The 26,104-nt window shown below is 74.3% G+C and carries 27 protein-coding genes and 1 pseudogene; 15 read left to right on the top strand and 13 right to left on the bottom strand.

From position 1 onward, the window contains the following. Positions 1-60 precede the first annotated feature (60 nt). A complete protein-coding gene (gene nhaA, locus F8568_RS15520) occupies positions 61-1,956 on the top strand; it encodes a Na+/H+ antiporter NhaA (RefSeq protein ID WP_151594237.1) in 1,896 nt (631 codons plus the stop codon). Between the two features lie 7 nt (positions 1,957-1,963). Here nhaA and F8568_RS15525 read toward each other — a convergent pair whose 3' ends face one another. The 4 genes from F8568_RS15525 to F8568_RS15540 all read right to left on the bottom strand — a co-directional run bounded on the left by F8568_RS15525 (position 1,964) and on the right by F8568_RS15540 (position 6,203). Continuing rightward, complete coding sequence (locus tag F8568_RS15525) at positions 1,964-3,028, bottom strand: YncE family protein (RefSeq protein WP_151594238.1); 1,065 nt, start codon at positions 3,026-3,028, stop codon at positions 1,964-1,966. Between the two features lie 63 nt (positions 3,029-3,091). Next, a complete protein-coding gene (locus F8568_RS15530) occupies positions 3,092-4,579 on the bottom strand; it encodes an alkaline phosphatase family protein (protein ID WP_328600895.1) in 1,488 nt (495 codons plus the stop codon). A 93-nt stretch (positions 4,580-4,672) separates the two neighbouring features. Then, on the bottom strand, positions 4,673-5,698 hold the full coding sequence (locus F8568_RS15535; protein WP_151594239.1) for a hypothetical protein: 1,026 nt from the start codon (positions 5,696-5,698) through the stop codon (positions 4,673-4,675). Position 5,699: 1 nt separating this feature from the next. Continuing rightward, the gene (locus F8568_RS15540) at positions 5,700-6,203 is read right to left on the bottom strand and encodes a SigE family RNA polymerase sigma factor (RefSeq protein WP_151594240.1); all 504 of its coding nucleotides are present in this window, start codon (positions 6,201-6,203) and stop codon (positions 5,700-5,702) included. A gap of 129 nt (positions 6,204-6,332) precedes the next feature. Here F8568_RS15540 and F8568_RS15545 point away from each other — a divergent pair, with 129 nt between their 5' ends. Next, on the top strand, positions 6,333-6,848 hold the full coding sequence (locus F8568_RS15545) for a cupin domain-containing protein (protein WP_151594241.1): 516 nt from the start codon (positions 6,333-6,335) through the stop codon (positions 6,846-6,848). 10 nt (positions 6,849-6,858) lie between these two features. Here the strand turns inward: F8568_RS15545 and F8568_RS15550 are convergent, their stop codons facing one another. Then, positions 6,859-7,380: an HU family DNA-binding protein gene (locus F8568_RS15550; protein ID WP_160573628.1), complete on the bottom strand. Its 522-nt coding sequence runs from the start codon at positions 7,378-7,380 to the stop codon at positions 6,859-6,861. A 264-nt stretch (positions 7,381-7,644) separates the two neighbouring features. On the opposite strand from F8568_RS15550, the gene F8568_RS15555 reads away from it, so the two are divergent. The 9 genes from F8568_RS15555 to F8568_RS15595 all read left to right on the top strand — a co-directional run bounded on the left by F8568_RS15555 (position 7,645) and on the right by F8568_RS15595 (position 16,087). Beyond that, a complete protein-coding gene (locus F8568_RS15555) occupies positions 7,645-8,475 on the top strand; it encodes an undecaprenyl-diphosphate phosphatase (RefSeq protein WP_328600899.1) in 831 nt (276 codons plus the stop codon). A gap of 162 nt (positions 8,476-8,637) precedes the next feature. Continuing rightward, positions 8,638-9,381, top strand: coding sequence for a dienelactone hydrolase family protein (locus F8568_RS15560; protein WP_151594244.1), 744 nt, complete (start codon positions 8,638-8,640; stop codon positions 9,379-9,381). Positions 9,382-9,395: 14 nt separating this feature from the next. After that, the gene (locus F8568_RS15565; RefSeq protein WP_151594245.1) at positions 9,396-9,680 is read left to right on the top strand and encodes a DUF6295 family protein; all 285 of its coding nucleotides are present in this window, start codon (positions 9,396-9,398) and stop codon (positions 9,678-9,680) included. Positions 9,681-10,109: 429 nt separating this feature from the next. Then, positions 10,110-11,171, top strand: a complete 1,062-nt coding sequence (locus tag F8568_RS15570; RefSeq protein WP_151594246.1) for a type 2 periplasmic-binding domain-containing protein — start codon at positions 10,110-10,112, stop codon at positions 11,169-11,171. Continuing rightward, entirely contained in the window at positions 11,168-11,974 is an 807-nt protein-coding gene (locus F8568_RS15575) for an ABC transporter ATP-binding protein (RefSeq protein WP_328600896.1), read from the top strand. The genes F8568_RS15570 and F8568_RS15575 overlap by 4 nt, the downstream gene beginning before the upstream one ends. Further along, on the top strand, positions 11,971-12,804 hold the full coding sequence (locus tag F8568_RS50380; protein ID WP_151594247.1) for an ABC transporter permease: 834 nt from the start codon (positions 11,971-11,973) through the stop codon (positions 12,802-12,804). Before F8568_RS15575 ends, F8568_RS50380 begins: the two co-directional genes overlap by 4 nt. Before the next feature lie 14 nt (positions 12,805-12,818). Next, positions 12,819-13,709, top strand: a complete 891-nt coding sequence (locus tag F8568_RS15585) for a TauD/TfdA dioxygenase family protein (protein ID WP_151594248.1) — start codon at positions 12,819-12,821, stop codon at positions 13,707-13,709. Between the two features lie 186 nt (positions 13,710-13,895). Next, positions 13,896-15,194 carry a family 2 encapsulin nanocompartment cargo protein terpene cyclase gene (locus tag F8568_RS15590; protein WP_202124978.1) on the top strand — a complete coding sequence of 433 codons (1,299 nt, stop codon included), beginning with the start codon at positions 13,896-13,898 and terminating at the stop codon, positions 15,192-15,194. 38 nt (positions 15,195-15,232) lie between these two features. After that, entirely contained in the window at positions 15,233-16,087 is an 855-nt protein-coding gene (locus F8568_RS15595; protein ID WP_151594249.1) for a geranyl diphosphate 2-C-methyltransferase, read from the top strand. A gap of 121 nt (positions 16,088-16,208) precedes the next feature. Here the strand turns inward: F8568_RS15595 and F8568_RS15600 are convergent, their stop codons facing one another. Then, positions 16,209-16,883 carry an esterase/lipase family protein gene (locus F8568_RS15600; protein ID WP_151594250.1) on the bottom strand — a complete coding sequence of 225 codons (675 nt, stop codon included), beginning with the start codon at positions 16,881-16,883 and terminating at the stop codon, positions 16,209-16,211. Positions 16,884-17,029: 146 nt separating this feature from the next. Then, on the bottom strand, positions 17,030-17,161 hold the full coding sequence (locus F8568_RS49590) for a hypothetical protein (RefSeq protein WP_268896256.1): 132 nt from the start codon (positions 17,159-17,161) through the stop codon (positions 17,030-17,032). On the opposite strand from F8568_RS49590, the gene F8568_RS50385 reads away from it, so the two are divergent. Beyond that, the gene (locus F8568_RS50385) at positions 17,154-17,792 is read left to right on the top strand and encodes an FMN-binding negative transcriptional regulator (protein WP_151594251.1); all 639 of its coding nucleotides are present in this window, start codon (positions 17,154-17,156) and stop codon (positions 17,790-17,792) included. The two genes, F8568_RS49590 and F8568_RS50385, sit on opposite strands and share 8 nt — an antisense overlap. Beyond that, positions 17,789-20,680 carry a helix-turn-helix transcriptional regulator gene (locus tag F8568_RS50390; RefSeq protein ID WP_151594252.1) on the top strand — a complete coding sequence of 964 codons (2,892 nt, stop codon included), beginning with the start codon at positions 17,789-17,791 and terminating at the stop codon, positions 20,678-20,680. The genes F8568_RS50385 and F8568_RS50390 overlap by 4 nt, the downstream gene beginning before the upstream one ends. Positions 20,681-20,697: 17 nt before the next feature. Here the strand turns inward: F8568_RS50390 and F8568_RS15615 are convergent, their stop codons facing one another. From F8568_RS15615 to F8568_RS15625, 3 genes are all read right to left on the bottom strand, one after another. Then, positions 20,698-21,780: a hypothetical protein gene (locus F8568_RS15615; protein ID WP_160573629.1), complete on the bottom strand. Its 1,083-nt coding sequence runs from the start codon at positions 21,778-21,780 to the stop codon at positions 20,698-20,700. 1 nt (position 21,781) lies between these two features. Then, positions 21,782-21,952 (bottom strand): hypothetical protein, encoded by a 171-nt coding sequence (locus F8568_RS15620; protein ID WP_160573630.1) that lies wholly within the window; start codon positions 21,950-21,952, stop codon positions 21,782-21,784. A 136-nt stretch (positions 21,953-22,088) separates the two neighbouring features. Then, complete coding sequence (locus F8568_RS15625; protein WP_151594253.1) at positions 22,089-22,370, bottom strand: sulfurtransferase TusA family protein; 282 nt, start codon at positions 22,368-22,370, stop codon at positions 22,089-22,091. Between the two features lie 487 nt (positions 22,371-22,857). On the opposite strand from F8568_RS15625, the gene F8568_RS15630 reads away from it, so the two are divergent. Next, on the top strand, positions 22,858-23,199 hold the full coding sequence (locus tag F8568_RS15630) for an STAS domain-containing protein (RefSeq protein ID WP_160573631.1): 342 nt from the start codon (positions 22,858-22,860) through the stop codon (positions 23,197-23,199). 75 nt (positions 23,200-23,274) lie between these two features. On the opposite strand, the gene F8568_RS46785 is transcribed toward F8568_RS15630, so the two are convergent. The 3 genes from F8568_RS46785 to F8568_RS46790 form a co-directional block, all read right to left on the bottom strand. After that, entirely contained in the window at positions 23,275-24,114 is an 840-nt protein-coding gene (locus F8568_RS46785; protein WP_202124980.1) for an RlpA-like double-psi beta-barrel domain-containing protein, read from the bottom strand. A gap of 167 nt (positions 24,115-24,281) precedes the next feature. Then, on the bottom strand, positions 24,282-25,154 hold the full coding sequence (locus tag F8568_RS15640) for an STAS domain-containing protein (protein ID WP_151594255.1): 873 nt from the start codon (positions 25,152-25,154) through the stop codon (positions 24,282-24,284). 3 nt (positions 25,155-25,157) lie between these two features. After that, a complete protein-coding gene (locus F8568_RS46790; RefSeq protein WP_151594256.1) occupies positions 25,158-25,478 on the bottom strand; it encodes a hypothetical protein in 321 nt (106 codons plus the stop codon). Positions 25,479-25,818: 340 nt separating this feature from the next. Here F8568_RS46790 and F8568_RS46795 point away from each other — a divergent pair. Then, a pseudogene (locus F8568_RS46795) lies at positions 25,819-26,104 on the top strand (hypothetical protein); the annotation flags it as partial.

The raw sequence follows: 26,104 nt of genomic DNA on the forward strand, positions 1-26,104 counted from the left end.
TCGGGGCCCGTCGGCCGGGCCCGCCGACAGGGGCCTGGATGATCGGGTGACGATGCTGCCATGACCGAACGCCGCGAGGGGCCGGCCGCCGGGCCGCTGTCGGACCGGACGGCGTGGGCCCGTAGCCTGCAGACGCCGCTGCGCGAGTTCCTGCGCACCGAGACCGGCGGCGCGGTCGTGCTGCTGGCCGCGACCATCGCCGCGCTCGTGTGGGCGAACGCGTCCGAGGCGTCCTACGAGGGGTTCTGGACCACGCAGGCGTCGCTGCGCGCCGGCCGCCACGCCCTGTCCATGGACCTGCGGACCTGGGTCAACAGCGGGCTGATGACGCTGTTCTTCCTCGTCGTCGGGCTGGAGGCGCGCCGCGAGTTCGACATGGGCGAGCTGCGCGAGCGCCGCCGGCTCGCGCTGCCGCTCGCCGCCGGGATCGGCGGCATGGTCGTCCCGGTGGCGGTCTACCTCGCGATCAACGCCGGCGGCCCGGCCCTGCACGGCTGGGGCACCGCGATGTCGACCGACACGGCGTTCGCGCTCGGCATGCTGACGCTGGTCGGCAAGCGGTTCCCGGGCCGGCTGCACGCCTACCTGCTGACCGTCACCGTGGTCGACGACCTGGTCGCGCTGCTGGTGATCGCGACCGTGTACAGCGAGGACGTCTCGGCCGGACCGCTGCTGACGGCGGCCGGCCTCCTCGGCGTGACACTGCTCGTCCGCGCGGCGGGCGTGGCCTGGATGCCGGTGTACGCGGTGCTCGGCGTCGCGGCGTGGCTGGCGCTGAACGCCTCCGGCGTCGAGCCGATCGTGGTCGGCCTCGCCATGGGGCTGCTGACCTACGCCTACCCGGCCGCGCGCACCGACCTGGAGCGCGCCAGCGAGGTGTTCCGGCTGTTCCGCGAGCAGCCGACGCCGGAGCTGGCCCGGTCGGCGCGGACCGGCGTCGCCGCGGCGATCTCGCCGAACGAGCGGCTGCAGCAGCTGTACCACCCGTGGACCAGCTACGTGATCGTCCCGCTGTTCGCGCTCGCCAACGCGGGGATCCCGGTCGGCGGCGGGTTCCTGCGGCACGCGTTCGCCTCGCCGGTGACGCTGGGCATCGTGGCCGGCTACGTGATCGGCAAGCCGGCCGGCATCCTCGGGCTGTCCTGGCTGGTGACGGTGGTGAGCCGGGGCCGGCTGCGGCCCCCGGTCGGCTGGGCGGCGGTCGGGGGCGGCGGCGCGATCGCCGGGATCGGCTTCACCGCCGCGCTGCTGATCGCGACGCTGGCGTTCACCGGCGACCGGCTCGCCGAGGCCAAGGTCGGCATCCTGTCGGCGGCGCTGCTGGCGTCGGTGCTGACGTGGCTGGTCGTCCGGGTGACGGCGCTGCTGCCGGCGCGGCCGCGGGTGGTGGCGCTGCTCGGCACCGCGGAGAGCGTGATCGACCTCGCCGCGCCGGTCGACGACGACCGCGACCACGTCCGGGGCCCGGAGCGCGCGCCGGTCACCGTCGTCGAGTACGGCGACTTCGAGTGCCCGTACTGCGGCCGGGCCGAGCCGGTGATCCGCGAGCTGCTCGCCGGGCAGGGCGACGTCCGGTACGTCTGGCGGCACCTGCCGCTCACCGACGTCCACCCGCAGGCGCACCTCGCCGCGCAGGCCGCCGAGGCCGCCGCCGCGCAGGACGCGTTCTGGGAGATGCACGACCTGCTGTTCCGGCACCAGGACGCGCTCCAGGCCAGGGACCTCGTCCGGTACGCGGGCGAGATCGGGCTGGACGTGCCGCGGTTCCGCGACGACCTGCGCCGCGCCGCGGGCAACGCCCGGATCGCCGAGGACGTCGACTCCGCCGACCTGAGCGGCGTGTCCGGCACCCCCACGTTCTTCGTCAACGGGCGCCGCCACCACGGCGCCTACGACCTGGAGAGCCTGCGGCACGCGGTGGCCGTCGCCCGCAAGCGCGCCGCCATCGGCGCCTGACCTCCGGTCAGGGGGTGCGGGCGAACGCGATGTCGAGGGGGCTCGCGCCGAGGGTCTCGGCGCGCGAGCCGCCGCGGATCGTCGTGACGACCTCGTCGGAGGAGGTGTCGATGACCGAGACGGTGCCCGTCATGTCGTTGCCGACCCAGACCTCCGAGCCGTCCGGCGTCACCGCGATGGACGCGGGCAGCCGGCCCACCGGCACGTCGGCGAGGTGCCTGCGGCCCGCCGCGTCGTAGACGCCGGCCGAGTCGGAGTTCATGTCCGCGACGTAGACCTTCCGGCCGTCCGGCGTGGCGGTGACCGCCCACGGCTCGGCGCCCGCCTTCACCTCGCGCGTCACCGTGCGGCGCGCGGCGTCCACCACGTACAGCAGGTCCGCGTCGGGCTGCGTCGCGTACACGCGGGAGCCGTCGGGGCTCACGGCGACGCCCTGCGCGTCCGGGATCCCGGGGACCTTTCCGGCGACCTCGCCCTTCGCGGTGTCGATGACGGTGAGGCCGCCTGCGGTCGTCACGTAGGCCTCCTTCCCGTCCGGCGCGAACGCGACCCGGCGCGGCGCCGCGCCCACGTCGATGCGGCGGGCGACGGTGTCGGTGCGGGTGTCGATGACCGCGACCGTGCTGGACCCGCCCGGGCCGGTGTCGCCGCCGGTGACGGCCGTGTACGCCCGCGCGCCGTCCGGCGAGACGGCGACGTCCTGCGGATGCGCGCCCACCACGATCGGCGTCGCCCGCAGCGTTGCCGCGTCAACCGCGATCACCTGGTAATGGGCGGTGGCCGCGACGTACACCTTCCGGCCGTCGGGGGTGACGGCGACGCCCTCGGCGGCGTCGGCGCGGATCGCGGTCGAGGTGACGGTGTGGGAGGCGACGTCCACCCGGGCGACCCGGCCGCTCCCGGCGAGCGCGACGTAGGCGGTGGAACCGGTCTGGACGCCCTGCTCGTCGGACGGCCCGGCGCCCGGGTCCGGGCCGGTCCGCGCGACCGCCGCGGTGGGCAGCACGGCCAGCGCGGTGCCCGCGGCGGCGCCGGCGGCGGTAAGGGCGAATCTCCGCGGTCCTCGCGCCATGTCGGCCTCCTGTCGGTGTTCTGCCGGTGTCGATGCGTGCGGTGCGGGTGCGTGCGGTGCGGTTCAGCGCCGCGGCCGGGGGCGCGGGCCGCGCTCCTGGACGGGCGGGGTCTGGTCCGCGCCGGGCAGCGCGGGCGCGGGCAGGGACGTGACGCCGTCGACCGCGTCGGCGAGGGGCTGCTTGGTGCCGGGCAGCTGTGGGAACGCCTGGTCGCCGGGGTGTCCGCCGAAGTCGAACGCCGACGTCAGGTCGCCGAACACGGCGCGGCGCCAGTCGCCGAGGTTCGGGATCTCCACGCCGGTGACCCGCTCCAGGAACCGCAGCGGGGAGGTGTGGTCGAACGGCTCGCTGGCGATCCAGCCGCCGCGCGTCCACGGCGACACGATGACGCACGGGACGCGGAACCCCGCGCCGATCGGCACGCCGCCGACGAACTCGCCCTCGGTGCCGGGCGGCGGCGTCGGCGGCGGGACGTGGTCGAACAGCCCGTCGTTCTCGTCGTAGGTGAGGATGAACACGGTCTTGGCCCACACGTCCGGGTTGGACGCGATCGCGTCGATCTTGGCGGCGACGTAGTCGGCGCCCGCGGCCGGCGTGTAGTCCGGGTGCTCGGACTGGTAGCTGGTCGGGATGATCCACGACACGGTCGGCAGCCGGTCGTGCGCCGCGTCGTACTCGAACCGGCCGGCCGAATACGTCCGCATGCCGTTCTCGTAGAGCGGGGATCCCGTCGGGGCGTCCTGGTAGGCGGCGAACGGCTCGAGGATGTTGCAGCCGTAGTTGTCGGCCTCCTGGTACACCCTCCAGGTCACGCCCGCCTCGGTCAGCGCCTCGGGATAGGTCTCCCAGGTGTAGGGCTCGGGGGCGGCGTTGGCGGTGACGGGGCCGCCGTCGTCGCCGTCCGGGTCGATGGTGGCGCTCATCAGGTACAGCCGGTTCGGCCAGGTGGGGCCGAGCACGGAGCAGTGGTAGCGGTCGCAGACGGTGAACTGCTCGGCCAGCGCGTAGTGGAACGGGATGTCCTCGCGCGTGTAGTAGCCCATGACGTAGGGGGCGTCGTCCCCGTCCGCGGCGCGGTGCGCGGCCAGCCAGCCGTCCATCCGCCCGTTGTTCCAGGCGGCGTGCTGGACGCTCCACGCGTGGCTGGTCGACGGGATGGCCTGCGCGCTGCTCCTGGTCGTGTCGAGGTGGAACGGCAGGACGTAGCCGGCCTCGTTGACGCCGTCGGGCTGGTAGAACACCGACCGGCCCGTGCTCAGCGTGATCGCGTTCGGGTCGGAGAACCCGGCGACCCCGGGGAGCGTCCCGAAGTAGTGGTCGAAGCTGCGGTTCTCCTGCATGAGGATCACCACGTGCTTCACGTCCTTCAGGGTCCCCCGGCGGCGCGGCCGGTCGGCGGCCAGCGCGCGGCGCACGTGCGGCGGCAGGAACTCGGCGGCGAACGCCGCGGCGGTCGCCGCGCCCGCCGCCGACAGCAGCCGCCGCCGCGTCAGCGGCACTCCGGAGCCGGCCGGGCGGCGGTCCCCGCGCCGCTCACCACTCAAGATCACTTCGCGAGCGTAACCCGCGTGACCTGGGCCTCCGCGGATCCGCCCGGCGCTCGGCGAGCCGCCGGGCCAGGGTGCGCCCGGCGGCTCGGGCGCTCAGCGGGCGTAGACCTCCAGCGTCCACTTCCCGGCCGGCTTCACGCCCTTCATCGCCTTCGCCAGCGCGGCGTCGCCGGTGCCGCGAACCTCGGGCACCTCGGCCGGCAGCACGGCCACCTCGACGGTGTCCGCCCCTCCCCCGGCCTCCGTGTCCCAGACGACGCCCTTCGACTCGGCGGCTTCGCACTCGACGACCTTCGTACGGCCGGCGACCCGGACCACCGCGTGCGCCGCGCCGTCCACACACGTCACCTTTATCCGCAGCGCCTTCGCTGGTGTGTTGAGCGGGACGGCGCGGCGGCGTCCGTCGGCGGCGCCCGTCGCCTCGCCCAGCCGCGTCAACCCCGTCAGGGGCGGCTGGGGTTCGGGGGCCGTCCTCCGCATCAGCTTGCAGTTGGCGGACTTGCACGGCCCGCTGTAGACGCGAACGCTCCAGTTCCCCCGCTCGGGTCGGCGGCCCGCCAGGAACCGGCCTAGCCCAGTGGGGTCGTCCGTCATGGTGAATTGCCGCGCCTCGTCCACCGGAAGGACGGCGATCTGGACGGTGGTGGGAACACCTGGGGTGGTGAGCATGTACTGCGCTCCGGCGCAGTCGGCTTGCGCCAGATCCCCGTCCACCACCTCGAAGCTCGTCGCGGCCTTCGAGCAGTAGGTCGTGAACCTCGTGTACGGCCCGGTCGGGGTGAACGTGATGCGCGTGAGCATCCCGTACCAGGAGAACCGCCTCTCCGTCACCGGCTTCAGGCCCTCGACCGAACGGCTCTCGGGAAAGGCCCGGTTGACGGCGCCCGTGACCGCCGATCCCTCCTGCCAGCGCGACGGCCCGCCGGGTCCGTCGAGCTGCTGGACGACGCCGATAACCGTTCCGGCCGCCAGCACCACGCCGGTCGCCGCGGCGGCGGCGCGCAGGCGGTTGCCGCGCCGGACACGGCGGCGGACGCCGTCCAGCAGGTCCGGCGAGGGGACGCCGCCGGCGCTCCGGGCCTCCATGACCTCCGTCAGGTCTTTCAGTTCGTAGGCCATGTCACTCCCCTCCACGCGGTGCGGCGGCCAGCACGCCGGGATCGATCCGCAGCTTGGCCAGGGCCTTGCTGGTCTGGCTCTTCACGGTGCCGACCGAGCAGCCGAGGATCGCGGCGACCTGCGGCTCGGACAGGTCCTCGAAGAAGCGCAGCACCACCGTCGCGCGCTGGCGGCGCGGGAGCCGGCCGAGCGCGGCCCACAGCACGGCCTTGTCCTCGGCGGCGCCGATGCCGTCGGACGGGTCGGGGCCGTCCGGCGGCCGTTCGGTGGGCCGCTCGCCGCGCCAGCGCCGCTTCGCCCACGACGCGTGCGTGTTGACGAGGATCCGGTACACGTACGGGTCGGGGTTGTCCCCGACGCGCCGCCACGCCCGCCACGCCTTGACCAGCGCCGTCTGCAGCAGGTCCTCCGCCAGCGCCCAGTCGCGGCACAGCAGGTAGGCCGTTCTGAGCAGCCGCGGCGACCGCTCCGTCACGTACGCCGCGTAGTCCGGTCGCTCCCGCATCCGACCTCCCAGTAGACGTTCCGCCGACATCTACCGGCCGGCCGGCCGCAATGGTCGCCCGGCCGGACCATGATCCTCTGCGGCTAGGGTCGTGGCACGTCACCCACCGTGCGACGAACAGGAGCGACGATGTCCTACCCCGAACCCCGCTACTTCGGCGACGCCGGCGAGAACAGCGCGGTCCTGCGTCCCCACGACGCCCCGCCCGACCTGCGCATGGGTCCGCTCGACGCGCAGGGCGTCCCCACCGGGACGCGCGTGCACTACCTCGGCACGGGCGGCTCCACCAACGGGGCGTTCGGGCTGTACCGGTGGGAGATGGGCCCCCGGCCGTCCGGGCCGAGCCCGCACTTCCACCGCACGATGACCGAGTCGTTCTACATCCTGTCCGGGACCGTCCGCCTGCACGACGGGACGGGCTGGCGGGACACCGCGCCCGGCGACTTCCTTTTCGTCCCCGAAGGCGGCGTGCACGGCTTCCGCAACGAGTCGGGCGAGCCCGCCTCGATGCTCCTGCTGTTCACGCCGGGTGCGCCGCGCGAGGGGTACTTCGAGGAGCTCGCCGAGATCGCCGCGACCGGCCGCGAGCTCGACGAGGAGGAGTGGACGGAGCTCTACCGCCGCCACGACCAGTACATGGTCTGACGGCCGCCCCTCACTTCGCGCTCTTGGCCCCCGCCTTGGCCTTCCCGCCCTTCTTCTTCGGCGCGGGGCCCGCCGCCGCGGCCTTCTTGCCCTTCTTCGGAGCCTTCGCCGGGGCCTTCTTGGCGGACGCCTTCTTGCCCTTCTTGGGCTTCTTCGGCCGGTCCGGCGCGTCGTCGACGGCGGGTGCCGCCTCGGCGGGCGCGGCCTCGACCGGCGGCGCGGAGTCCCCAGGCGGCGCGGCCTCGGCGGGCGCGGTGCTCCGGGCGACGCGGTTGCGGAACGTCTGCCCGAAGCGGAACGTCGGGACGAGCGCGGCGGGCACCTCGACGGGCGCGCCGGTGCGCGGGTTGCGGGCGCTGCGCGCCGGCCGGGCGGACCGGTCGAACGCCCCGAAACCGGTGACGACGACGCGTTCCCCGGCGGACACCGCCTCCATGACCGCCTCGAACAGGGCGTCGACGTGCCGGCGTGCGACCGCCTCGTCGCCGCCCGCCCGGTCCGCCACGGCCTTGACCAACTCGCTGCGATTCATGCGCCCTGCCTCCATTGCGGCTTTTCGTGCGCTCAGGCTAGCCCAGCGTGACCGCCGAATGCCCTGGATACGGCAGGATTTCCGGATCCGGCGGGGACCGGACGCGGCACGGCGTCACGGTTGGTAGCGGCGCCCCGTGGCGGGTCCGGCGAGCCGGCGGCCCGCCGCGCCCGAGTCCGGCCAGACCCGCCGCGCACGGTGCCCGTGGCGGTAGGCTCGCGGCACCGAGCCGGTGACAAGGCGTGAGGAAACCGTCCATTGAGCGTGATCAACGTCGGCCAGGCCATCGTCCTCGGCGTGGTCGAGGGCCTCACCGAGTTCCTGCCGGTGTCCTCGACCGGGCACCTGAAGATCGCCGAGGGGCTGATGGACGTCCCGGTCGACGGCGAGGGCGTCGTCGGGTTCACCGCCGTCATCCAGGTCGGCGCCATCGCCGCCGTGCTGGTCTACTTCTTCTCCGACATCGTCCGGATCGCCGGGGCCTGGCTCAAGGGCCTCGCGAACAAGGAGGAGCGGTACCACCACGACTACAAGTTCGCGTGGTGGGTCATCTTCGCCACCGTCCCCGTGGTGATCGTCGGGGTCGCGGCGAAACCGCTCATCGAGGGGCCGCTCGCCTCGCTGTGGGTGGTGGCCGGCTCGCTGATCGTCGGCAGCGCGGTGATGTGGCTCGCCGACCGTTACGGCCGCAACAAGCGCGGCGAGGACGACACCGGCTTCCGGGACGCGATGCTCGTCGGCTCGTCGCAGATCCTCGCGCTGCTGTTCCCGGGCTTCTCCCGGTCCGGCGCGACGATCTCGACCGGGCTGCTGCTGAACCTCGACCGGCTCGCCGCCACCCGCCTGTCGTTCTTCATGGGGATCCCCGCGCTGACCGGCGCCGGCCTGTACGAGCTGCCGGGCGCCCTCGGGTCCGGCGAGGGCGCGCTGCCGCTCGCGATCGGCACCGCGGTGTCGTTCGTGGTCGCCTACGCCTCGATCGCCTGGCTGCTGCGGTTCGTCGCGCGGCACACGTTCACCGCGTTCGTGGTGTACCGGGTCGCCGTCGGCCTGCTGCTGTTCGCGCTGCTCGGCGCGGGGACGCTGGACGGCTGACCGTCCCGGGACCCCGAAGAGCGCCCGCACGCTCACGGGCCCGCGGCGGGGCGGCCGGTGCTCCGGAACGGTCATGGGGCAGACTGGCACGGTCCGCACGGCCGGCTCGCGGACCTCGCGCCCGACCGTGTCCATGATTCACATACGGAGCGTTGCGCGCACATGTCAGACCAGATGCAGGCCGGTACCGTCTCGATCACCGGCCATGAGGGCGCCGAGCTCGAGGCGTACCTGGCCCGCCCGCTCGGCGACCGCCCGCGCGGCGGCGTGGTCGTGATCCACCACCTGCCCGGGTACGACGAGGGCACCAAGCAGATCACCCGCACGTTCGCCGCGCGCGGGTACGCCGCGATCTGCCCGAACCTGTACTCGCGCGAGGGCAAGGGCGTCAGCCCCGACGACCAGGCCGCCGCCGCCCGCGCGAAGGGCGGTGTCCCGGACGAGCAGCTCGTCGGCGACGTCGCCGGCGCCGCCGCGCACCTCAACGGGCTGGAGGGCGCCAACGGCAAGGTCGGCGTGATCGGGTACTGCTCGGGCGGCCGGCAGGCGTTCCTGGCGGCGGTGTCGCTGGACCTCGACGCAGCCGTCGACTGCTACGGCGCGTTCGTGGTGAAGGAGCCGCCGGCGGAGTTCCCGCTGCAGGCGGGGCCGCTGATCGCCAAGGCGGGCGACCTGTCCTGCCCGCTGCTCGGGCTGTTCGGCGAGGACGACCAGTTCCCCGCGCCGGACGAGGTCGCCGAGCTGGACGCGGAGCTGACGAGGCTCGGCAAGGAGCACGAGTTCCACAGCTATCCGGGCGCCGGGCACGCGTTCTTCGCCGTCGAGCGGACCGCCTACCGCCCCGAGGCCGCCGTCGACGGCTGGAAGCGCATCTTCGACTTCTACGGCCGGCACCTCGCGTCCTGAAGGGAGACCCTCGCATGTGCACCTACCAGACCCACAAGGTCGGGCTGGCCGGGGCCGCCAAGGGCGCGTCCGGCTGGTTCACGCTGACGGACGGCGCGGTCTACGTCGACCATCCGTTCCACTCGACGAACGAGCACACGCTGAACATCGACTTCACCAACCCGTCCGAGGGGCCGTCCGCGCGGGTCGCGGTGGAGCTGACCGAGGAGGCGGCGCTCGCGCTCGTCGAGGCGATCCAGCGGGCCCTCGACTCGGCCCCGCCCGGCATGGCCTCCGCCGCCGGCCGCCGCACCGCCTGACTTCGCCGCGCGTTCCCACGCCGGAGTTCCCGCTCGCCGGCGTGTACCGGGGTGCGGATGATCGCGACCGGATCCGTGCCCCGGACGCGCGACGCGGAACGGAGCGGGATGGGGCCGGAGGGCCCGCACGCCGCCAAGGCGCCCGCGCTGACGGCGCGCGCGCCCGGGTCGCCCGGATCCATTCCATATTAATCCAGTAGGAATAGTTGCATAGCTGGCGCCCGCCGTGTTCTCATACCGGTATGCGCCTCCGGCCCTGCCTCGTCCGCCGCCGCCACGTGGACCTGCTCCGCGTGGCCGCCGCACGCTGTCCGGCCTGACGATCCGCCCGCGGCCCCGCCCCGCGGCGCCCGCCCGTCCCGTCCCCCAGGTCCGGCGCCCTGCACCAGGGCACGAGCCGGCCGCTCGCCCGAGGAACACACGTCTCCCATGCTCAGAAGACCCCTGCCTGGAACACTCCTGCCCGGAGAACCCCGGCGGCCCGTACGGCTCGTCGCGGCCGGCGCCGCCCTCGCGCTCGCCGCCGGCTGCGGGACGTCCGCGCGCGGCGCCACCGGCTCCGTCAAGATCGGCTACTTCCAGGGCGCCGTCGCCGGGCCCGAGGCGATCGTCGTCGCCGACAAGGGCATGTCGGCCAAGGTACCCGGCAAGATCGAGCTGCGTCCCATCGACAGCGGCGTCGCCGGCATGGCCCAGCTGCGCGCCGGCGCCTTCCCCTTCGTCGCCGGCGTCGGCAACCCGCCGTTCACCGGCGCCTTCACCAGCGGAACCGACGTCACGGCCGTGTACGTGGAGGGCATCGACGCGTCCGGGCTGGCCGTCCACGACTCGATCCGGGGCCCCGGCGACCTGCGCAAGGTCGGCGTGCTCGTCGGGTCCACGCTGGACTTCCAGCTGCGCGGCTGGCTGAAGTCGCAGGGCCGCACGGGCGCGGTGCAGGTCGCCGGCTTCGCCAGCGAGGCCGCCGAGGCCGCCGCCTGGAAGGCGGGCAAGATCGACGCCGTCTACATCAGCCAGTCGTTCCTGCTGGAGCTGCAGAAGCACGGGGCGCGCGTGCTGGTGCGCTCCACCGACATCGCGAAACTCGGCTACGCGGCGGTCAACATGCTGGCCGTCTCCACCCCGTACGCGCGGCAGCACCGCGACGTCGTGCAGGCCCTCGTCTGCCAGATGTCCAAGGCCGAGGCGCTCGTGAAGGGCCCGCAGGCCGACCGCTACATCACGCCCGCGGCCAAGTTCGTCGGGGTGACCCCGGCGGACGCGATCGCCGCGACCAGGACCTACCCGTACATCCCCGCCGCCGAGGAGGGCGCCTGGCTGAAGGGCCCCGACGGGACGGCCGCCACGGGCAAGCTCGCCCAGAACTTCAAGCTGACCGCGGAGTTCCTCGTCACGCAGGGCCGCGCGAAAAGCGTGCCCGACCAGGCGGCGATCGCGCGGCACATCGATCCGTCCTTCTGGGACAAGGCCCAGTCCGGAGGCTGCAAGTGAGCGCCATCGAGACCCGAACCGCGACCGCCGAACCCGTCGCCGACGAGCCCGCGGGGGTGCGGCTGCGCGACGTCCGCAAGACCTTCAGCAGGCGGCGCCGTCCCGGCCGCCCCGCGCTCGACGGGGTGACCCTCGACGTCCGGCCGGGCGAGTTCCTGTGCCTGCTCGGCCCGTCCGGCTGCGGGAAGTCGACGCTGCTGAACATCGTCGCCGGGTTCACCTCGGCCGACTCCGGCGAGGTGCTGGTCGGCGGCCGGCCGGTCACCGGGCCCGGCCACGACCGGGGCGTGCTGTTCCAGACGCCGAACCTGTTCCCGTGGCTGACGACCTGGCAGAACGTCCTGTACGGGCCGAAGGCGCGCGGCGCGCTGACCCCGCGGGTGCGGGACGAGGCGGAGCGGCTGCTGGAGACGGTCGGGCTCGCCGACGCCCGCGACGCCTACCCGCACGAGCTGTCCGGCGGGATGCGGCACCGCGCCGCGTTCGCGCGGGTCCTGGTCAACCGGCCGGGCGTGCTGCTGATGGACGAGCCGTTCGGCGCGCTCGACGCCATCACCCGCGCATCCATGCAGCGGTTCCTGCTGGAGCTGTGGCAGAAGCACCGCACCACCATCGTGTTCGTCACCCACGACGTCGAGGAGGCGGCGCTGCTCGGCGACCGCGTGTGCGTGCTGTCCGCGCCGCCCGCCGGCACCAAGGACGTCATCGACATCGAACTGCCGCGCCCGCGCGCGTACGAGGACACCGAGACGCTCGCGTTCGTGAACGCCAAGCGCCGCATCCGGGAGGTGCTGGAACGGTGACGACCGCGACCGAAGCTCCGGCGGAGGCCGCCGCGACCGGTACCGCGCCGCGACCGTCGCGGTCGTGGCGGCGGGTGTGGACGGGCGCCGGCGCGATCGCCCTCGCCCTGGTGGTCTGGGAGGTCGCCGCGCTCGTCATCGGCGACACCGTGACGCTGCCGACCGTCACCGAGACCGCCCGCACCCTCGCCGAGTACCTCGGCAAGCCGTACCCGCAGGTGCAGGGCAAGACGCTGGTCGCCGACGCGCTGATCAGCACCGGGCGGATCCTCGCCGGGTTCCTGCTCGGCACGGCCGCCGGGCTGGCGCTCGGCGCGTCCATGGCCGGGGTCCGGGTGATCCGCGAGCTGGCCGACCCGCTCATCGCGATCATGCGGCCGCTGCCGCCGATCGCGTTCATCCCGCTGCTGGTGGTGTGGTTCGGCATCGGCGAGACCTCGAAGATCGCGCTGATCTTCTTCGGGGTGCTGCCGGTCGTGACGGTCGCGACGCTCGGCGCGCTCGACGCCGTCCCGCCGGACCTGCTGAACGCCAGCCGCAGCCTCGGCGCCTCGCAGCTGCGCACGATGCTGCACGTGCGGCTGCGCGCGGCCGTGCCCGGCGTCATCACCGGGATGCGGATCGCGATGGGCGGCGCGTGGACCGCCATCATCGCCGCCGAGATGATCGCCGCCACCGGCGGCGTCGGCTACCTCATCCTGCAGGCCGGCAACTACCTCCAGACGCCGCTGATCTTCAGCGGGATCGCCGAGATCGCCGTGCTCGGCTTCGCCTTCGACGGCCTGCTGCGGCTGCTGCTGCGGCTCGCCGACCCCACCGTCCGCCGCTAGAAAGGGCACGAACCATGACCGAGTTCCGCCGCATCGGGGGCCGCATCGGCGCCGAGTACACCGGGGCCGACCCGAACGACCTGCCCTTCGAGGAGGTCAACGACGCGCTGTTGACGCACAAGGTGCTGGTGTTCCGCGGCGCCGGCCTCGACGACGAGGGCCAGCTCCGCTTCGCCGCCCGGTTCGGGGAGCTGACCCGGGCGCACCCGACCGTCCCGTCCGTGGACGGCCAGCCCGACATCCTGCCGGTGCGCGGCGAGGAGGGCATCCGGTCCAACAACTGGCACACCGACGTCACGTTCGTCCGGACGCCGCCGAAGCTCAGCACGCTGCGCGCCCTCGTCGTCCCGCCCTACGGCGGCAACACGCTCATCGCCAACTCCGCCGCCGCCTACCGGGACCTGCCGGACCAGCTGCGGGACTTCGCGGACCGGCTGTGGGCCGTGCACACCAACGACTACGACTACGCGGTGCCGCGCAGCAACACCGAGAAGGCCCTCGAATACCGGAAGGTGTTCACCGCGCGCCGCTACCGGACCCTGCACCCGGTCGTGCGGGTGCATCCGGAGACGGGCGAGCGCGGCCTGTTCATCGGCGGGTTCGCGCAGGAGATCGAAGGGCTGTCGGGCAGCGAGTCGCGCGACATCCTGCGGCTGCTGCAGCGGTACGTGACCCGCCCGGAGAACATCGTGCGGGTCGCGTGGAACCCCGGCGACCTGGTGCTGTTCGACAACCGCATCACCCAGCACTACGCGCCGGACGACTACGGCGACCTGCCGCGCGTCCTGCACCGCGTCACCGTCGCCGGCGACGCGCCGGTGGGCGTGAACGGCGAGACCAGCCGCATCCTCGAAGGCGACGACGCAGGGCACTACACCCCGGCCGCGGCCGCCGCGGCGGCGTAGCGTCCCGAGCCGGCAGGGCCCGGCGGTCCCGGACAGGGGCCGCCGGGCCTTTCCCGTACAGAATCACGTGTCCGTCCGATGACATCGTGTCACCCCGAGGCAAGGACCTTGCCTGTTGTAGTCACCATGAAGCTGTGAGTAACTGGTTCCGGCCGACCACGCCATGATCCAGCGAGGGGTACGACGATGGACGAGTGCAGCGTTGCCCGCGGACCCGGCTGCGCGACGGACGGGCCGGCGCCGGAGGCCGGGGACGGCCCCGGGGACGCCGCCCGCCGCGCGGCGGCCGAGCGGGTGAACCGGCTGCTGTCCGGGCCGAGCGGGCTGGGCACGTCGGCGGCGCGCATCCTGGACGCCCTGCGCACCGTCCCCTCGCCGGCGGACGCGCCCCCGGACGGCCACCCGGACGCGCACGAACCCCCGGCGCCCGACCCGGCCGCCGCCGTCCCGGTCCTGCCGACGCCATTGCCGAGCCCGACGCGCGTGGGCGGCCACTTCTCGCCGGGCTACGCCGAACGCCCGTGGGGCGACGGCTCGTTCCCGCCGCTGTACTGCCCGCTGACGGCCCGGATCGACGACAACCTCGCGCTCGTGGTCAACGACCGGCTCGTCGAATGGGCCGCCGAGGTCGGGATCTACGCCGGCCGGCTCGACAAGTTCCGTAACACCGGGTTCGGGCGGCTCGCCGTCCTCGGCCATCCCGAGACCGACGACGTCGACGCGCTGCTGCTCGCCGCCAAGATGAACGCCGCGTGGTGGGCGTGCGACGACTACTACGCCGACGAGAGCGACCTCGGCGCCACCCCCACCGAGCTGCCGCCGCGGCTGGCGCTGGTGATGTCGGCGATGGACCCGCCGCCGGACGCGGGCAGGTACACCGCGCAGGTCGAGGAGGCCGTGCGGTCCGACCCCGTCCTCGTCGCGCTGCGGTCGGCCACCGGGCATCTCAAGCGCCACGCCGGCCCGTCGCAGGTCATGCGGGTCCTCAACACCACGTTCCAGATGTACGTGAGCTGGACGGCGTACGCGGCGTGGCGGCACCTCGGCGAGCTGCCCCCGGTGTGGCGGTACCTCGCGGCGCGGCAGCACGACAGCTTCTACACGTCCATGACGCTGGTCGACGTCGTCGGCGGCTACCAGCTGGACGCGAACCTGTTCTACGAGCCGCGCGTGCACCGCGCGGTGATGCAGGCGGGCACCGCCTCCGTCATCGTCAACGACCTGCACTCGGTGGAGCGGGAGGCCGCCGACGACCTGCCCGACTGCAACGTGGTGCTGCTGATCGCCGAGGAGGAGGGCTGCCCCCTGGAGGAGGCGGTCCGCGCGGCGGTGGCGATGCACAACGACTTCGTCCGCGGGTTCGAGGACAGCCAGCGGGAGCTGGCCTCGGTCCCGTCCGCCGAGCTGCAGCGGTTCCTGCTCGGCGTGCAGAGCTGGATGGCCGGCTGCCTGGAGTGGCACGGCGCGTCCGACCGCTACACGTGACGACCCTCGACCCGATGACCACGAAAGGATCACCGGACATGACCGCAACCCAGGACTCCCCGGTCCTCGGCAGCCTCTACCAGCACTCGGTCGCGGAGTACTGGAACGCCGAGCGCAACCCGGTCAACCTCCGGCTCGGCGAGGTGGACGGGATCTACCACCACCACTACGGCGTCGGCCCCGTCGACTGGACGGTCCTCGACGGCCCGGCCGACACCCGCGAGGAGCGGACCATCGCCGAGCTGCACCGGCTGGAGAGCGCACAGACCCACCTGCTGATGAGCAACCTCGGCCCGGTCAAGCCGTCCGACCGGCTGATGGACGCCGGGTCGGGGCGCGGCGGGTCGAGCCTGGTCGCCCACGAGCGGTTCGGCTGCCGGGTCGACGGGGTGTCGATCTCGGAGTCGCAGGTCGCGTTCGCGGGCGAGCAGGCCGAGCGGCGCGGCGTCGCCGGCAAGGTCCGCTTCCACTTCAAGAACATGCTGGACACCGGCTTCGAGACCGGGGCGTTCCAGGCGATCTGGAACAACGAGAGCACCATGTACGTGGAGCTGGGCCTGCTGTTCGCCGAGCACGCGCGGCTGCTGAAGCGCGGCGGCCGGTACGTGACCATCACCGGCTGCTACAACGACGCCTACGGGCTGCCGTCGCGGGCCGTCAGCGAGATCAACGCGCACTACATCTGCGACATCCACCCGCGCAGCACCTACTTCCGGGAGATGGCGGCGAACCGGCTCGTCCCGGTGAGCGTCGTCGACCTCACCTCGGCGACGATCCCCTACTGGGAGCTGCGCGCGAAGTCGACGCTGGCGACGGGCATCGAGCAGGCGTTCCTGGACGCCTACAAGGGCGGGAGCTTCCAGTACCTGCTGATCGCGGCGGACCGGGTCTGACCGCACACTCGCCAGGGTGTGGGGGCATCCCCCACAGAGACTTCGACGGGGGCATTCCGCGGCCCGCCGGTGGGAGCACCGGCGGGCCGCGGGTTCCTGATCGAGACGGGATCGGGGGGCGTCAGCTCGCGAGGAAGGTGCGGACGGAGTTCAGCACCACCGTGTCGGTGAGGTAGGTGAGGTGGTTCTCGCAAGGGACGTAGTTGTTCGTGGCGCCGCTGAGCCTGGTGCTGGTGTAGGGGTTGATGACGCCGTCGCACGGCGAGTACCAGGTGGCGTACTTGGTGTCGCCGGGCGTCTCGTCACCGGAGGCGAGCGTCTGGATGAACGACGAGCCGGGCGACATCTGCTGGCAGGTGACGAAGGTCAGGCAGGCGTAGGCGGCGGTGGTGCCGTGGTTGGCGCCGGCGAGCGAGGCGAGGTGCTTCACGTACTGCTGGCCGCCGAGCTCCTTGATGTACCACCAGCTGACGAGCCCGCCCATGGAGTGGTTGACGATGTCGACCTTGGACGCGCCGGTCCGCGCCCGCACCTGGTTCACGTAGGAGGCCAGGCTGGCGGCGTTCGCCTTGTTGTCGCCGTAGGAGTTGTAGTTGAAGGCGAACAGCTCGTTGCTGCTGTAGCCGGCCGCGGTGAACACCGCTTCGGCGGTGACCCAGTTGGACGCGCTTCCGGTGTAGCCGTGCACGAAGACCACGGGCGTGTGCCCGGCCGCGTGCGCGGGGGCGCTCACGCCGACGACGGCACCGAGCACGGTGACCGCCGCCGTCAGGAGTGTGCCGAGAATGCGGCGCATCGCTCCTCCTCAGGGGGTGGGGGATGGGGCGTTTCGTCACCGAGTGTCGGTGTGGTCGCCGGTCGCCGCATCGGCGAAATCGCCGGTCTCGCGTGTCCGGTGCGTGGTCGCCTCGAAACGCCGCGTAGAGCGGACCGGGGCGGGCGTCAGCCCTGGTCGCGGCGGGCGCGGGCGCGGCGCTTGCCCTCGTGCATCGCCTGGACGCGGGCGATGGGGAAGGTGTGGCCTTCGCACGCGCCTCCGACATGGCCGTTCGGGTAGCGTCGGGGCGTGTACATACCCGCACATTTCTCGGCCGGTGACGCCGAGGTCCGCGCGCTCCTCGACGGCTGCGGCGCGGCCGACCTCGTCACCAGCACGCCGCGCGGCCTCGTCGCAACGTTCCTGCCCGTCCTGTACGACCCGGACGCCGGCGAGCACGGCGCGCTGCTCGCGCACGTCGCCCGCAACAACGACCAGTGGAGCGAGCCCGCGCGGGGCGAGTCCCTGTTCATCGTGCACGGGCCCGACGCGTACGTGACGCCGTCGTGGTACGCGTCCAAGGCCGAGCGCGGGCGGGCCGTGCCGACGTGGAACTACCTCACCGCGCACGTCTACGGGCGGCTGGTCGTCCACGACGATCCGGCGTGGCTGGAGTCGCTGGTGCGGCGGCTCACGGGCAGGCACGAGGCGGGCCGTCCCGAGCCCTGGTCGGTGGACGACGCGCCGCCGGAGTTCATCGCCGGGCAGCTGCGCGCGATCGTCGGCCTGGAGCTCGTCATCACCCGGGTCGAGGCGAAGGCGAAGCTGAGCCAGAACCGGCCGGCCGCCGACCGGGACGGCGTCGCCGCCGGATACCTCGCGGAGGGCGACCCGGTCATGGCGGAGGCGGTGCGCGCGGCGGCGGGGCCGGACGCGCCGGAGCGGTGAACGCCCGCACGGTCAGCCCGGTGCTCGTCGGCCGCGAGCGCGAGTCCGCCGCGCTCGGCGCCGCGTTCCGCGCCGCCCGCGACGGGACGCCGTCGGCGGTGCTGCTCGGCGGCGAGGCGGGGGTGGGCAAGACCCGGCTGGTCACCGACTTCGGCGCGCGCGCCCGCGCCGAGGGCGCGCGGGTGCTGGTCGGCGGCTGCCTGGAGCTCGGCACCGAGGGGCTGCCGTTCGCGCCGTTCACCGCGGCGCTGCGCGGGCTCGTCCGCGACGTCGGCGTGGACGGGGTGCGCGCCCTGCTGCCCCCGGGCGCGGGCGACGGGCTGGCCCGGCTGCTGCCCGACTTCGGCGACGCCGACGCGGGCGCGTTCACCGGCGAGTCGCGGGCCCGGCTGTTCGAGCTGGTGCTGACGCTGCTGGAGCGGCTCGCCGCGGCCGGGCCGGTGGTGCTGGTCGTCGAGGACGCGCACTGGGCGGACGCCTCGACCCGCGACCTGCTGACGTTCCTCGTCCGCAACCTGGGCGCCGGGGACGCGCTGCTGATCGTCGTCACGTACCGGACCGACGAGCTGCACCGCGCGCATCCGCTGCGCCCGGTGCTGACCGAGCTGGAGCGCGTCGAGCACGTCGCCCGCGTCGAGGTGGGGCGGCTCGGCCGGGACGAGGTCGGCGCGCTGGTGCGCGGCATCCTCGGCACCGACCCGCCCGCCGGTGCGCTCGCGGACGTGTTCGAGCGCAGCGAGGGCAACCCGCTGTTCGTCGAGGCGCTGGTCGGCTCGGGCGCGGACCGGGACCTGCCGGAGTCGCTGCGCGACCTGCTGCTCGGCGCCGTGCAGCGGCTGCCGGAGGACACCCAGGAGATCCTGCGGGTGGCGGCGGGCGGCGGCGCGCGGATCGAGCACGAGCTGCTCGCGGCGGTCGCCGGGCTGGACGAGCGGGAGCTGACCCGCGGGCTGCGGCCCGCCGTGGCGGCCAACGTCCTGGTCGTGGACGGCGACGGGTACGCGTTCCGGCACGCGTTGATCCGCGAGGCGGTGCACGACGACCTGCTGCCCGGGGAGCGGACGCGGCTGCACGTCCGGTACGCGCGGGTGCTGGAGGAGCACCCGGAGCTGATGCCGGACCGGGCGCGGGCGGTGACGCTGGCGCACCACTGGCACGCGGCGCACGACGTCGTCCGGGCGCTGACCGCGGCGTGGCGGGCCGTCGGGGAGACGCGCCGGGCGCTCGCGTACGCCGAGGCGCTGCGGATGGCGTCGCGGGTGCTCGGGCTGTGGGACCGGGTGCCGGACGCGGCGGAGCGGATCGGGGTCCCGCACGTCCAGGTGATGGAGGAGGCCGTCACGCTGGCCGACCTCGCGGGCGAGCCGGACGTGGGCATCAGGCTGGCGACCGAGGCGCTGCGGCTCGGGGAGGCGGCCGGCGATCCGATGCGGGCGGCGCGGCTGCACGAGCTGCGCGGCATGCTGCGGCTGCGGTCGGGCAGCGACAAGGCGCCCGCGGACCTGCGCGAGGCGGCCCGGCTGGTGCCGGCCGACCCGCCGTCGGCCGAGCGGGCGCGGGTGCTCGCGACGCTCGCCACGAAGATCCTCGGCCTGCAGGGCACCCGGCGGGAGGCGGAGGCGGCGGCGCGGGAGGCGCTGGAGGTCGCGCGGGCCGTCGGCGACACCGAGGTGGAGCTGTCGATCGAGCTGAACATGGCGTGGCTCGACCTGTTCCACGACGACGATCCGGAGGCGTTCTTCGCGCGGGTCGGGCGGGTCGCGGCGCGGGCCTCGCAGGCCCAGGCGTTCGATCCGCTGCTGCGCGCGTTCACCAACCACTCCGACGTGCTGGAGATGTACGGGCGGCACGCGGAGGCCGCCGAGGTGGCCGCGGCGGGCATCGCCCGCGCGGAGGAGTACGGGCTGGTCCGGTCGGCGGGCGCGCACCTGTCGATCAACGCGGCGGAGCCGCTGGTGTCTCTCGGCCGGTGGGACGAGGCGCTCGGGGTGATCGGGCGGACGCTGCCGCGGACGTCGGCGGGCGTCATCCGGGCGGGGCTGCACCACCTGGCGGGGACGGTCGCGGTCGCCCGCGGGGACCTCGGCGGCGCCGAGCGGCACGCGGCGGAGGCGCCCGGCCTCATCGCGCGCGGTGCGGCGCGGCGGGCGCAGAACCTGTTCCCGGTGTGCCGGCTGAACGCGCTGATCGCGCTCGCGCGGGGGCGTCCGGAGGGGGCCTTGGACGCGCTGGAGCCCGTCCTCACCGACGTCGGCCTGCCCGACGACTCGCGGTACGCGCTGCCGGGGCTCGTGACCGCGGCGGCCGCGTGCGCGGAGTTGGGCGACGCGGCGGCGCTGGCGAAGGTGCGGGCCCGGCTGGAGGGCCTGCGCGTCTACGGGCCGGTGCAGGAGGCGCACCGGCTGACGTTCGCGGCGGAGGCCGCGCGCGCCGAGGGCGTCCCGGAGCAGGCGGCGTGGGACGCGGCGGCCGCGGCGTGGGACGCGCTGCACCAGCCGTACGAGACGGCGTCCGCGCTGGTCCGGGCCGGTGAGGCCGCGCTGGCCGCCGGCGACCGGGACCGCGCGGGTCCGGCGCTGCGGCGGGCCGCCGAGCTGGCGGACGGGCTGCGCGCGGTCCCGCTGCGGGACCGCGCCGGCGACCTCGCGCGGCGCGCCGGGGCCCCGCTCGGCGGCGCCCGCCCGTCCCCCGGGCTCGGGCTCACCCCGCGCGAGATGGAGGTGCTGCGGCTCGTCGCCGCGGGGCGCAGCAACCGGGAGATCGCCGAGGCGCTGTTCATCTCGGTGAAGACCGCGAGCGTGCACGTGTCGAACATCCTCGGCAAGCTCGGCGTCGCGGGGCGCGGCGAGGCCGCCGCCCGCGCCCACCGGCTCCGGCTGTTCGACTGACCCGGCGCCGCCACCGGTCACGCGGTCGGGCGGAGCGGGACGATCCGGGTCGTGACGCGCGCGCGGGCGTGCGGGCCCTCGGGGGCGCCGGGCGCGCCGCCGCAGGTGTGGGACGCGACGTCGCCGCCGACGTGCAGCCCGGTCGGGACGAGCCGGTTCGTCCGGAACGCCAGCGACGGGTCGCGCAGCATCGGGTTCGACCAGGGGATCAGCTCCGACAGCAGCGTGAACACCGGGTCGATCACCTTGGTGACGCCGTCGTCGTCGACGACCTCCACCCAGGCGTGCACGACCTCGGGCAGCCCGACCACCCAGCCGATCCGGGTCGTCGCGGGCACGCCCTCCTCGCGGCACAACCGCTCGATGTAGCGGCTGGCGGCGCCGCAGCCGGCGAAGCCGCGCGGGACGAGGTCCGGGTCGTCGCGCAGCTCGACGGGCAGCCGCAGGTAGCGCGGCTCGGCGCCGGTGAACTCGCGGACGATCGCGCGCAGCGCGGGCGCGCGCAGCACCGGGCAGTCCCCGACCGTCCGCAGCACCGCGGAGATCGCCATCGCGGGACCGGACGACCGCGCGGTGGTCGCCGCCGCGTCGGGCGCCGCCGCCACGCGCCGTCCCCCGCGCCCCGGATGCGCCCGGACGTGCCGGACCGTCCCGCCGTAGGCGCCGGTGCGGGGCCGGGCGAGGGCGTTGCGGGCGCCGGGACGGCACCCGTCGGGGTCCCCGCAGGCGACCCGGAGCTCGAACCGCGACACCCGCGGCGCGATGAGGTCCTCGCAGGACGACCGGGTCCAGCGCAGCAGCGACGCGACCTCCCGCTCGACGGGCGTGCGGCCCGTCCCGGAGTAGAGGGCGAGGTTGAACAGGTCGCGCGAGTCGAACCGCTCCCGGCCGCGCTCCCCGGTGGACGGCAGGCCATGCCGGGCGAGCGCGGTCAGCGTCCGGTCGTCGCAGGCGAGCATCCGCGCGGCGTCGGCGCGTCCGGTGTCGGGGCGGTGGTGGCCGGACGGGATGACGTAGAGGCCTTCGAGTGCGCGCAGCAGCCGGCGGTCGGCGCCGTCCCCGGTGCGCCCGCGGGCCGGGGCCCTATGTGCGGCGCCCATGTCAGCGCTTCACGATTCTTTCGAGCATGTGCACCACCGCCCCCGAGCCGACTTTGGTGTCGGGCCCGTCCATCAGGAAGAAGTCCGGGAAGCCCGCGACGGCCGTCCCCAGGTAGGCTCGCCTCCCGTCCCGCCATGACCCGTCCAGGTCCCGCTCAGTGGGACCGGTCATCCGCATGGGGGCGGCTCCCGGCATGCCCGTCACATCCTCACTATTGGCGCTGCGCCAATAGTGGCAAACGTGACGCCAAAAGAAAACCGCGAGGCAGCCCGGAGGCGGACTGCGGCGGTTTAGCGGGCGGGCCGGGTCAGCCGTGCGCGGCCGGACGCCAGGGCGAATCGGGCTGGGTGGCGCGCGGGCGCTCGGCCACGCGCAGCGCGTAGGTGGGGGTGTCGGCGGCGACCGGGCCGAGGTAGGCGTGCCCCGTCAGATGGCACCAGGCGGGCAGGTCGATCGGGGCCGCCGGGTCGGTGGCGAGGAGATGGACGACCGTGCCGGGCGCCAGACCCGCCAGGTGCCCGCGCAACTCCAGCAGCAGGCGCACGCAGGAGCGGTCCCCGCCGTCGATGACCACCGGTTCCGACCCCATCAGGCCTCCCCTGCCTCCGCGCCCCCGCCGGACGCTCATTACCGCATGGGGGAAATATAGGGCTTTGGGGGCTCCGCTTCACCGCGGAACATCCGACCGCGGGCGACCGTTGAGGGAACCGGGACCATGTGCCGCAGGGTCGAACACAAGCAAGCGAGCACGGTCCCGCCGGAGCGCCGACGAGGGCGATCGACCGCCCGTCCCGGTGCGGCTTCGGAGCAGCGGCGGCCGCATCCGGCCGCCGCCCGCACGATCCCGTCGCGATCACCGTCCGGGGCCGCGCGTGCGCGCATCCGAAGCGACGAACACGGAGCGATCGGAGGCGAACGCGGTGATCGACAATATGAGGGACCGGCGCCCCACTCTTGACCCTCTCTTTCAGGTTTCGTCCAGCTTTGAGGCTTACAGTCGCAGTGAAGCACCCCCAGCTGTCACCCACGTGAGGAACCTGACCTTGGGGCGAGCCATGGAATTCGGAGCAGCGCGAGTGGAGACCACGCCGACCTGCGGGACGCTGGCCTTCCCCGCCGAGGTCGATCTGAGCAACGGCGAGGCGATCCTCGACCAGGCCCTCGGGCTGCTCGAGTCCGGGACGCCCGCCCTCATCCTCGACCTCTCGGGCTGCACGTTCTGCGACTCCAACGCGCTGAACGTCATCCTGCGCTCGCAGATGCGCGCCACCGAGCTCGGCGTGCCGATGTGGGTGGTGCTGCCGCCGCGCGGCATCGTCCGCCGAGTCGCCGAGGTCGCGGGCCTGCCGCGGCGCGTCGCCATCGCGCCGGACGTGGCGACCGCGCGCGAGGCGCTGAAGCCCGTCACGCACGCCTGACCCGCTTCCCCGGCGGCGACCGGCCGCCGGGGTCGCGCCCGCGCCGCCGTCTCCGTGTTTCAGCCGACGCGTGTTTCAGCCGACGCGCTCGATCCGGGCGTGCCGGATCAGGAACCTCCCCGCCTCGCGCACCTGCTCGAACGCCGCGTCGTTCAGCAGCACGCAGCTGCCCGACGCCGACGTGACCGCCACCGTGGTCGACCTGCCGTTGTCGAGGTTCGTCACCTTCACCTTCGTCCCGACCGGCAGCCGGTCGCTGGACGCGGCGGGCGTGCCGGCCTCGCCGGACAGCGTCACCGTCGACCCCTGGCACACGACGTCGCCGCCGCCCCCGGACGCCGCGGGCGCCGCGCTCCGCGCGGGCGCCGCGCTCGACGACGGCTCCGGTGCCGCGCTCGTCCCGCCGGCCGCCGCCTCCTCCTTGCCGCAGAACGACTCGGTGAAGGCGTCGACGGCCTCGCCCCGCGCCTTCTTCGCCCGCGCGCCCAGGCAGAGCGAGGTGACCTTGTTCGCCGGCCCGAGCCCGCTGGTCGCGTTGACGGTGTTGGCGAACCGCTCGCGCTGGCGGCAGTGGAAGGCCAGCCCGAAGTCCAGCTTCGCGTCGCCCTTCGCGGCCTGCGCGTCGACCGCCTGGCATATCGCGCTGATCTGCATCGTCGGCTTCTCGCCTTTCGCGCGCGCCGCCTGCCGCCGGTCCTCCAGCTGAGCGAACTGCGTCTGGTCGCACCGTTCGGCGGCGGCGACGTCCACCGCCCGGCTCGCGGTGATCTCCTGCTGCAGCGCGGCGCAGCCGGAGGACTCCGCCGCCACCCGTCCCGCCTCCCGCTGCTCGCCCCCGCCGCAGGCGCTCGCGCCGAGCACCGCCAGCAGCCCCGCCGTGCCGAGCACCGCGCGCACCCCGTTCCGCCGCATCATCCGAACCGCTCCTTCCGGTGGTGAACTCGCCTGGGTTACGAGCTCCGCCGGACGGCCGGTTCATAGATCAACTCCGCCTTAAATCCGTCCGAACTCCTCTGGATAGCGAGGAACGTCTTCACGATTCGGCGGGACGAGAAGCGTCCGGACCGCGGGAAGGCGGCCGGTCAGGCCGGTTCCGCGCCGAGCGGCCGGCCGTCGACGGGCCGGCAGGCGGTGAACGCCGAGCCGAGCCCCTCGCGGTCGATGATCTCGCGGAGCCGGGCGGGCAGCCCCGGCAGCGACAGGCAGCCGCCCTCCGCGGCGACCCGCCAGCGGATGCCGAGCAGCACCGGCAGCGGGTCGCAGCGCACCCCGAGCCGGTCGCCCATCCGCACCATCAGGTGCCGCAGGTCGCCCTCGACCAGCGAGGTGAGCGTCTCGCCGAGGCGCCGGACGGTGACGGGGTCGAGCACCCCGGACAGCTGCACCACGGTGTGGTCGCCGTCGCCCGCCTCGGCCGTGGTGATCAGCAGTTCCGGCGGGACGGCGGACGGCGTCGGGGCGAGCCCGGCGTCGGCGGGGTGCAGGGCCCGGATGGCGTCGAGCACGTGGCCGGCGTCGACGGCCGCGGTCGCGCCGGGCACCACCGGCGCCGCGGTCGCCTCCGCGACGTCCTCGAACACCGGGACGAGGCTGGACAGCCCGGTGAGGTGCAGCGCGCGCCGCACCGGCGCGGCCGTCGCGGGCACCACGGCCCGCAGCGGGCAGCCGAGCAGCTGCGCGCGGGTCTCGGTGCGGGCGAGCAGCACCAGCCCGGACGCGTCCAGCAGGACCGAGTCGCCGAAGTCGACGACGACCCCCTTGCGCGACCGGGCGGCGGGACGGTCCTGGGCGGAAGGACGGTCCGGGGCGAGCTCGCCGGCGGCGAGCGCCAGCGCCCGGCACACGCCCTCCCTGATCCCGGCGTAGTTGCGCCAGCTGACCTGCGCGGGCAGCCGCAGCACGATGAACCCTCGCCGGGTCTGCGTCCGCAGGCCCGGCACGGCGGTGTCCTTCATCCGTCACATCCCGATCGGGGTACGCGCGGCGGCGGGAGCCGGGGCGGGCGCGGCGGCCGGCGGGGCGGGCGCGGCGGCCCGGCCCGGCGGCACGGGCGCGCGCTCCCCGCCCGGATACGGCGGCCGCGCGCCGCGGACGACGCCCGTCAGCCGGGACGCCGCGAGGCGCTCGATCGTCCGGGCGTCGGGCCGCATCCCGAGGTGGGCGCAGCAGCACCACAGGTCGTCCACGCAACGGCGCACGTTCTCGGCCGGAATGTCGGCGAAGCGAACGCGCAGCCGCGCCACGAGGTCGTCGCGCGTCGGTACGGCCGATGGCGACATCTCCCAGCGCTCCACTGTCCCTCCGATCGCTCTGGACGAGACGAGGACGTCGCCCGTCCGGGCTGGTCGTCAGCTGCCCGCGCGGCAGGTTCCGAGCTTGGGAACGACCTACCCGGGGCCCGTGGAGGAAACGGCGCCGACTCTAAAGATCCGGGCATGACATGCCTGCCGCGCGGCAACACCCGCGGCCGTTCCGGGGGCGCGTGCGCCGGGGCGCGGGGGCGATGGTCCGATTACGGAGAGTATCAAGATTTTGACGGATGGTTGCCTGTCGCGCACGCCCGCGCGACAGACGGCGGGAATTGCTGATCTAGATGTCGCCGACACTCCGGGATGGCCCATGCACGCCCAGTCGAAGTACTTCACCTGCAGCACGTCCGGCCAGATCGCCGACCCGGAGGCCGAGCCCGCCCTCGCCGGGCCCTGGCCCGGGGCGGAGCGGGCCGCGCCCGCGGCGGGGGCCGTCCCGGATCCCTTCGCCGAAGGCGCTCCGCAGGCGCCGCACTGGTTCAAGACGGCGGTGTTCTACGAGGTGTCGGTGCGGGGATTCTGCGACTCCAACGGCGACGGCTACGGCGACCTGCGCGGCCTGATCTCCAAACTCGACCACCTCGAATGGCTCGGCG

The sequence above is a fragment of the Actinomadura physcomitrii genome (assembly GCF_008923205.2).
GTDB classification, from domain to species: Bacteria; Actinomycetota; Actinomycetes; order Streptosporangiales; family Streptosporangiaceae; genus Spirillospora; species Spirillospora physcomitrii.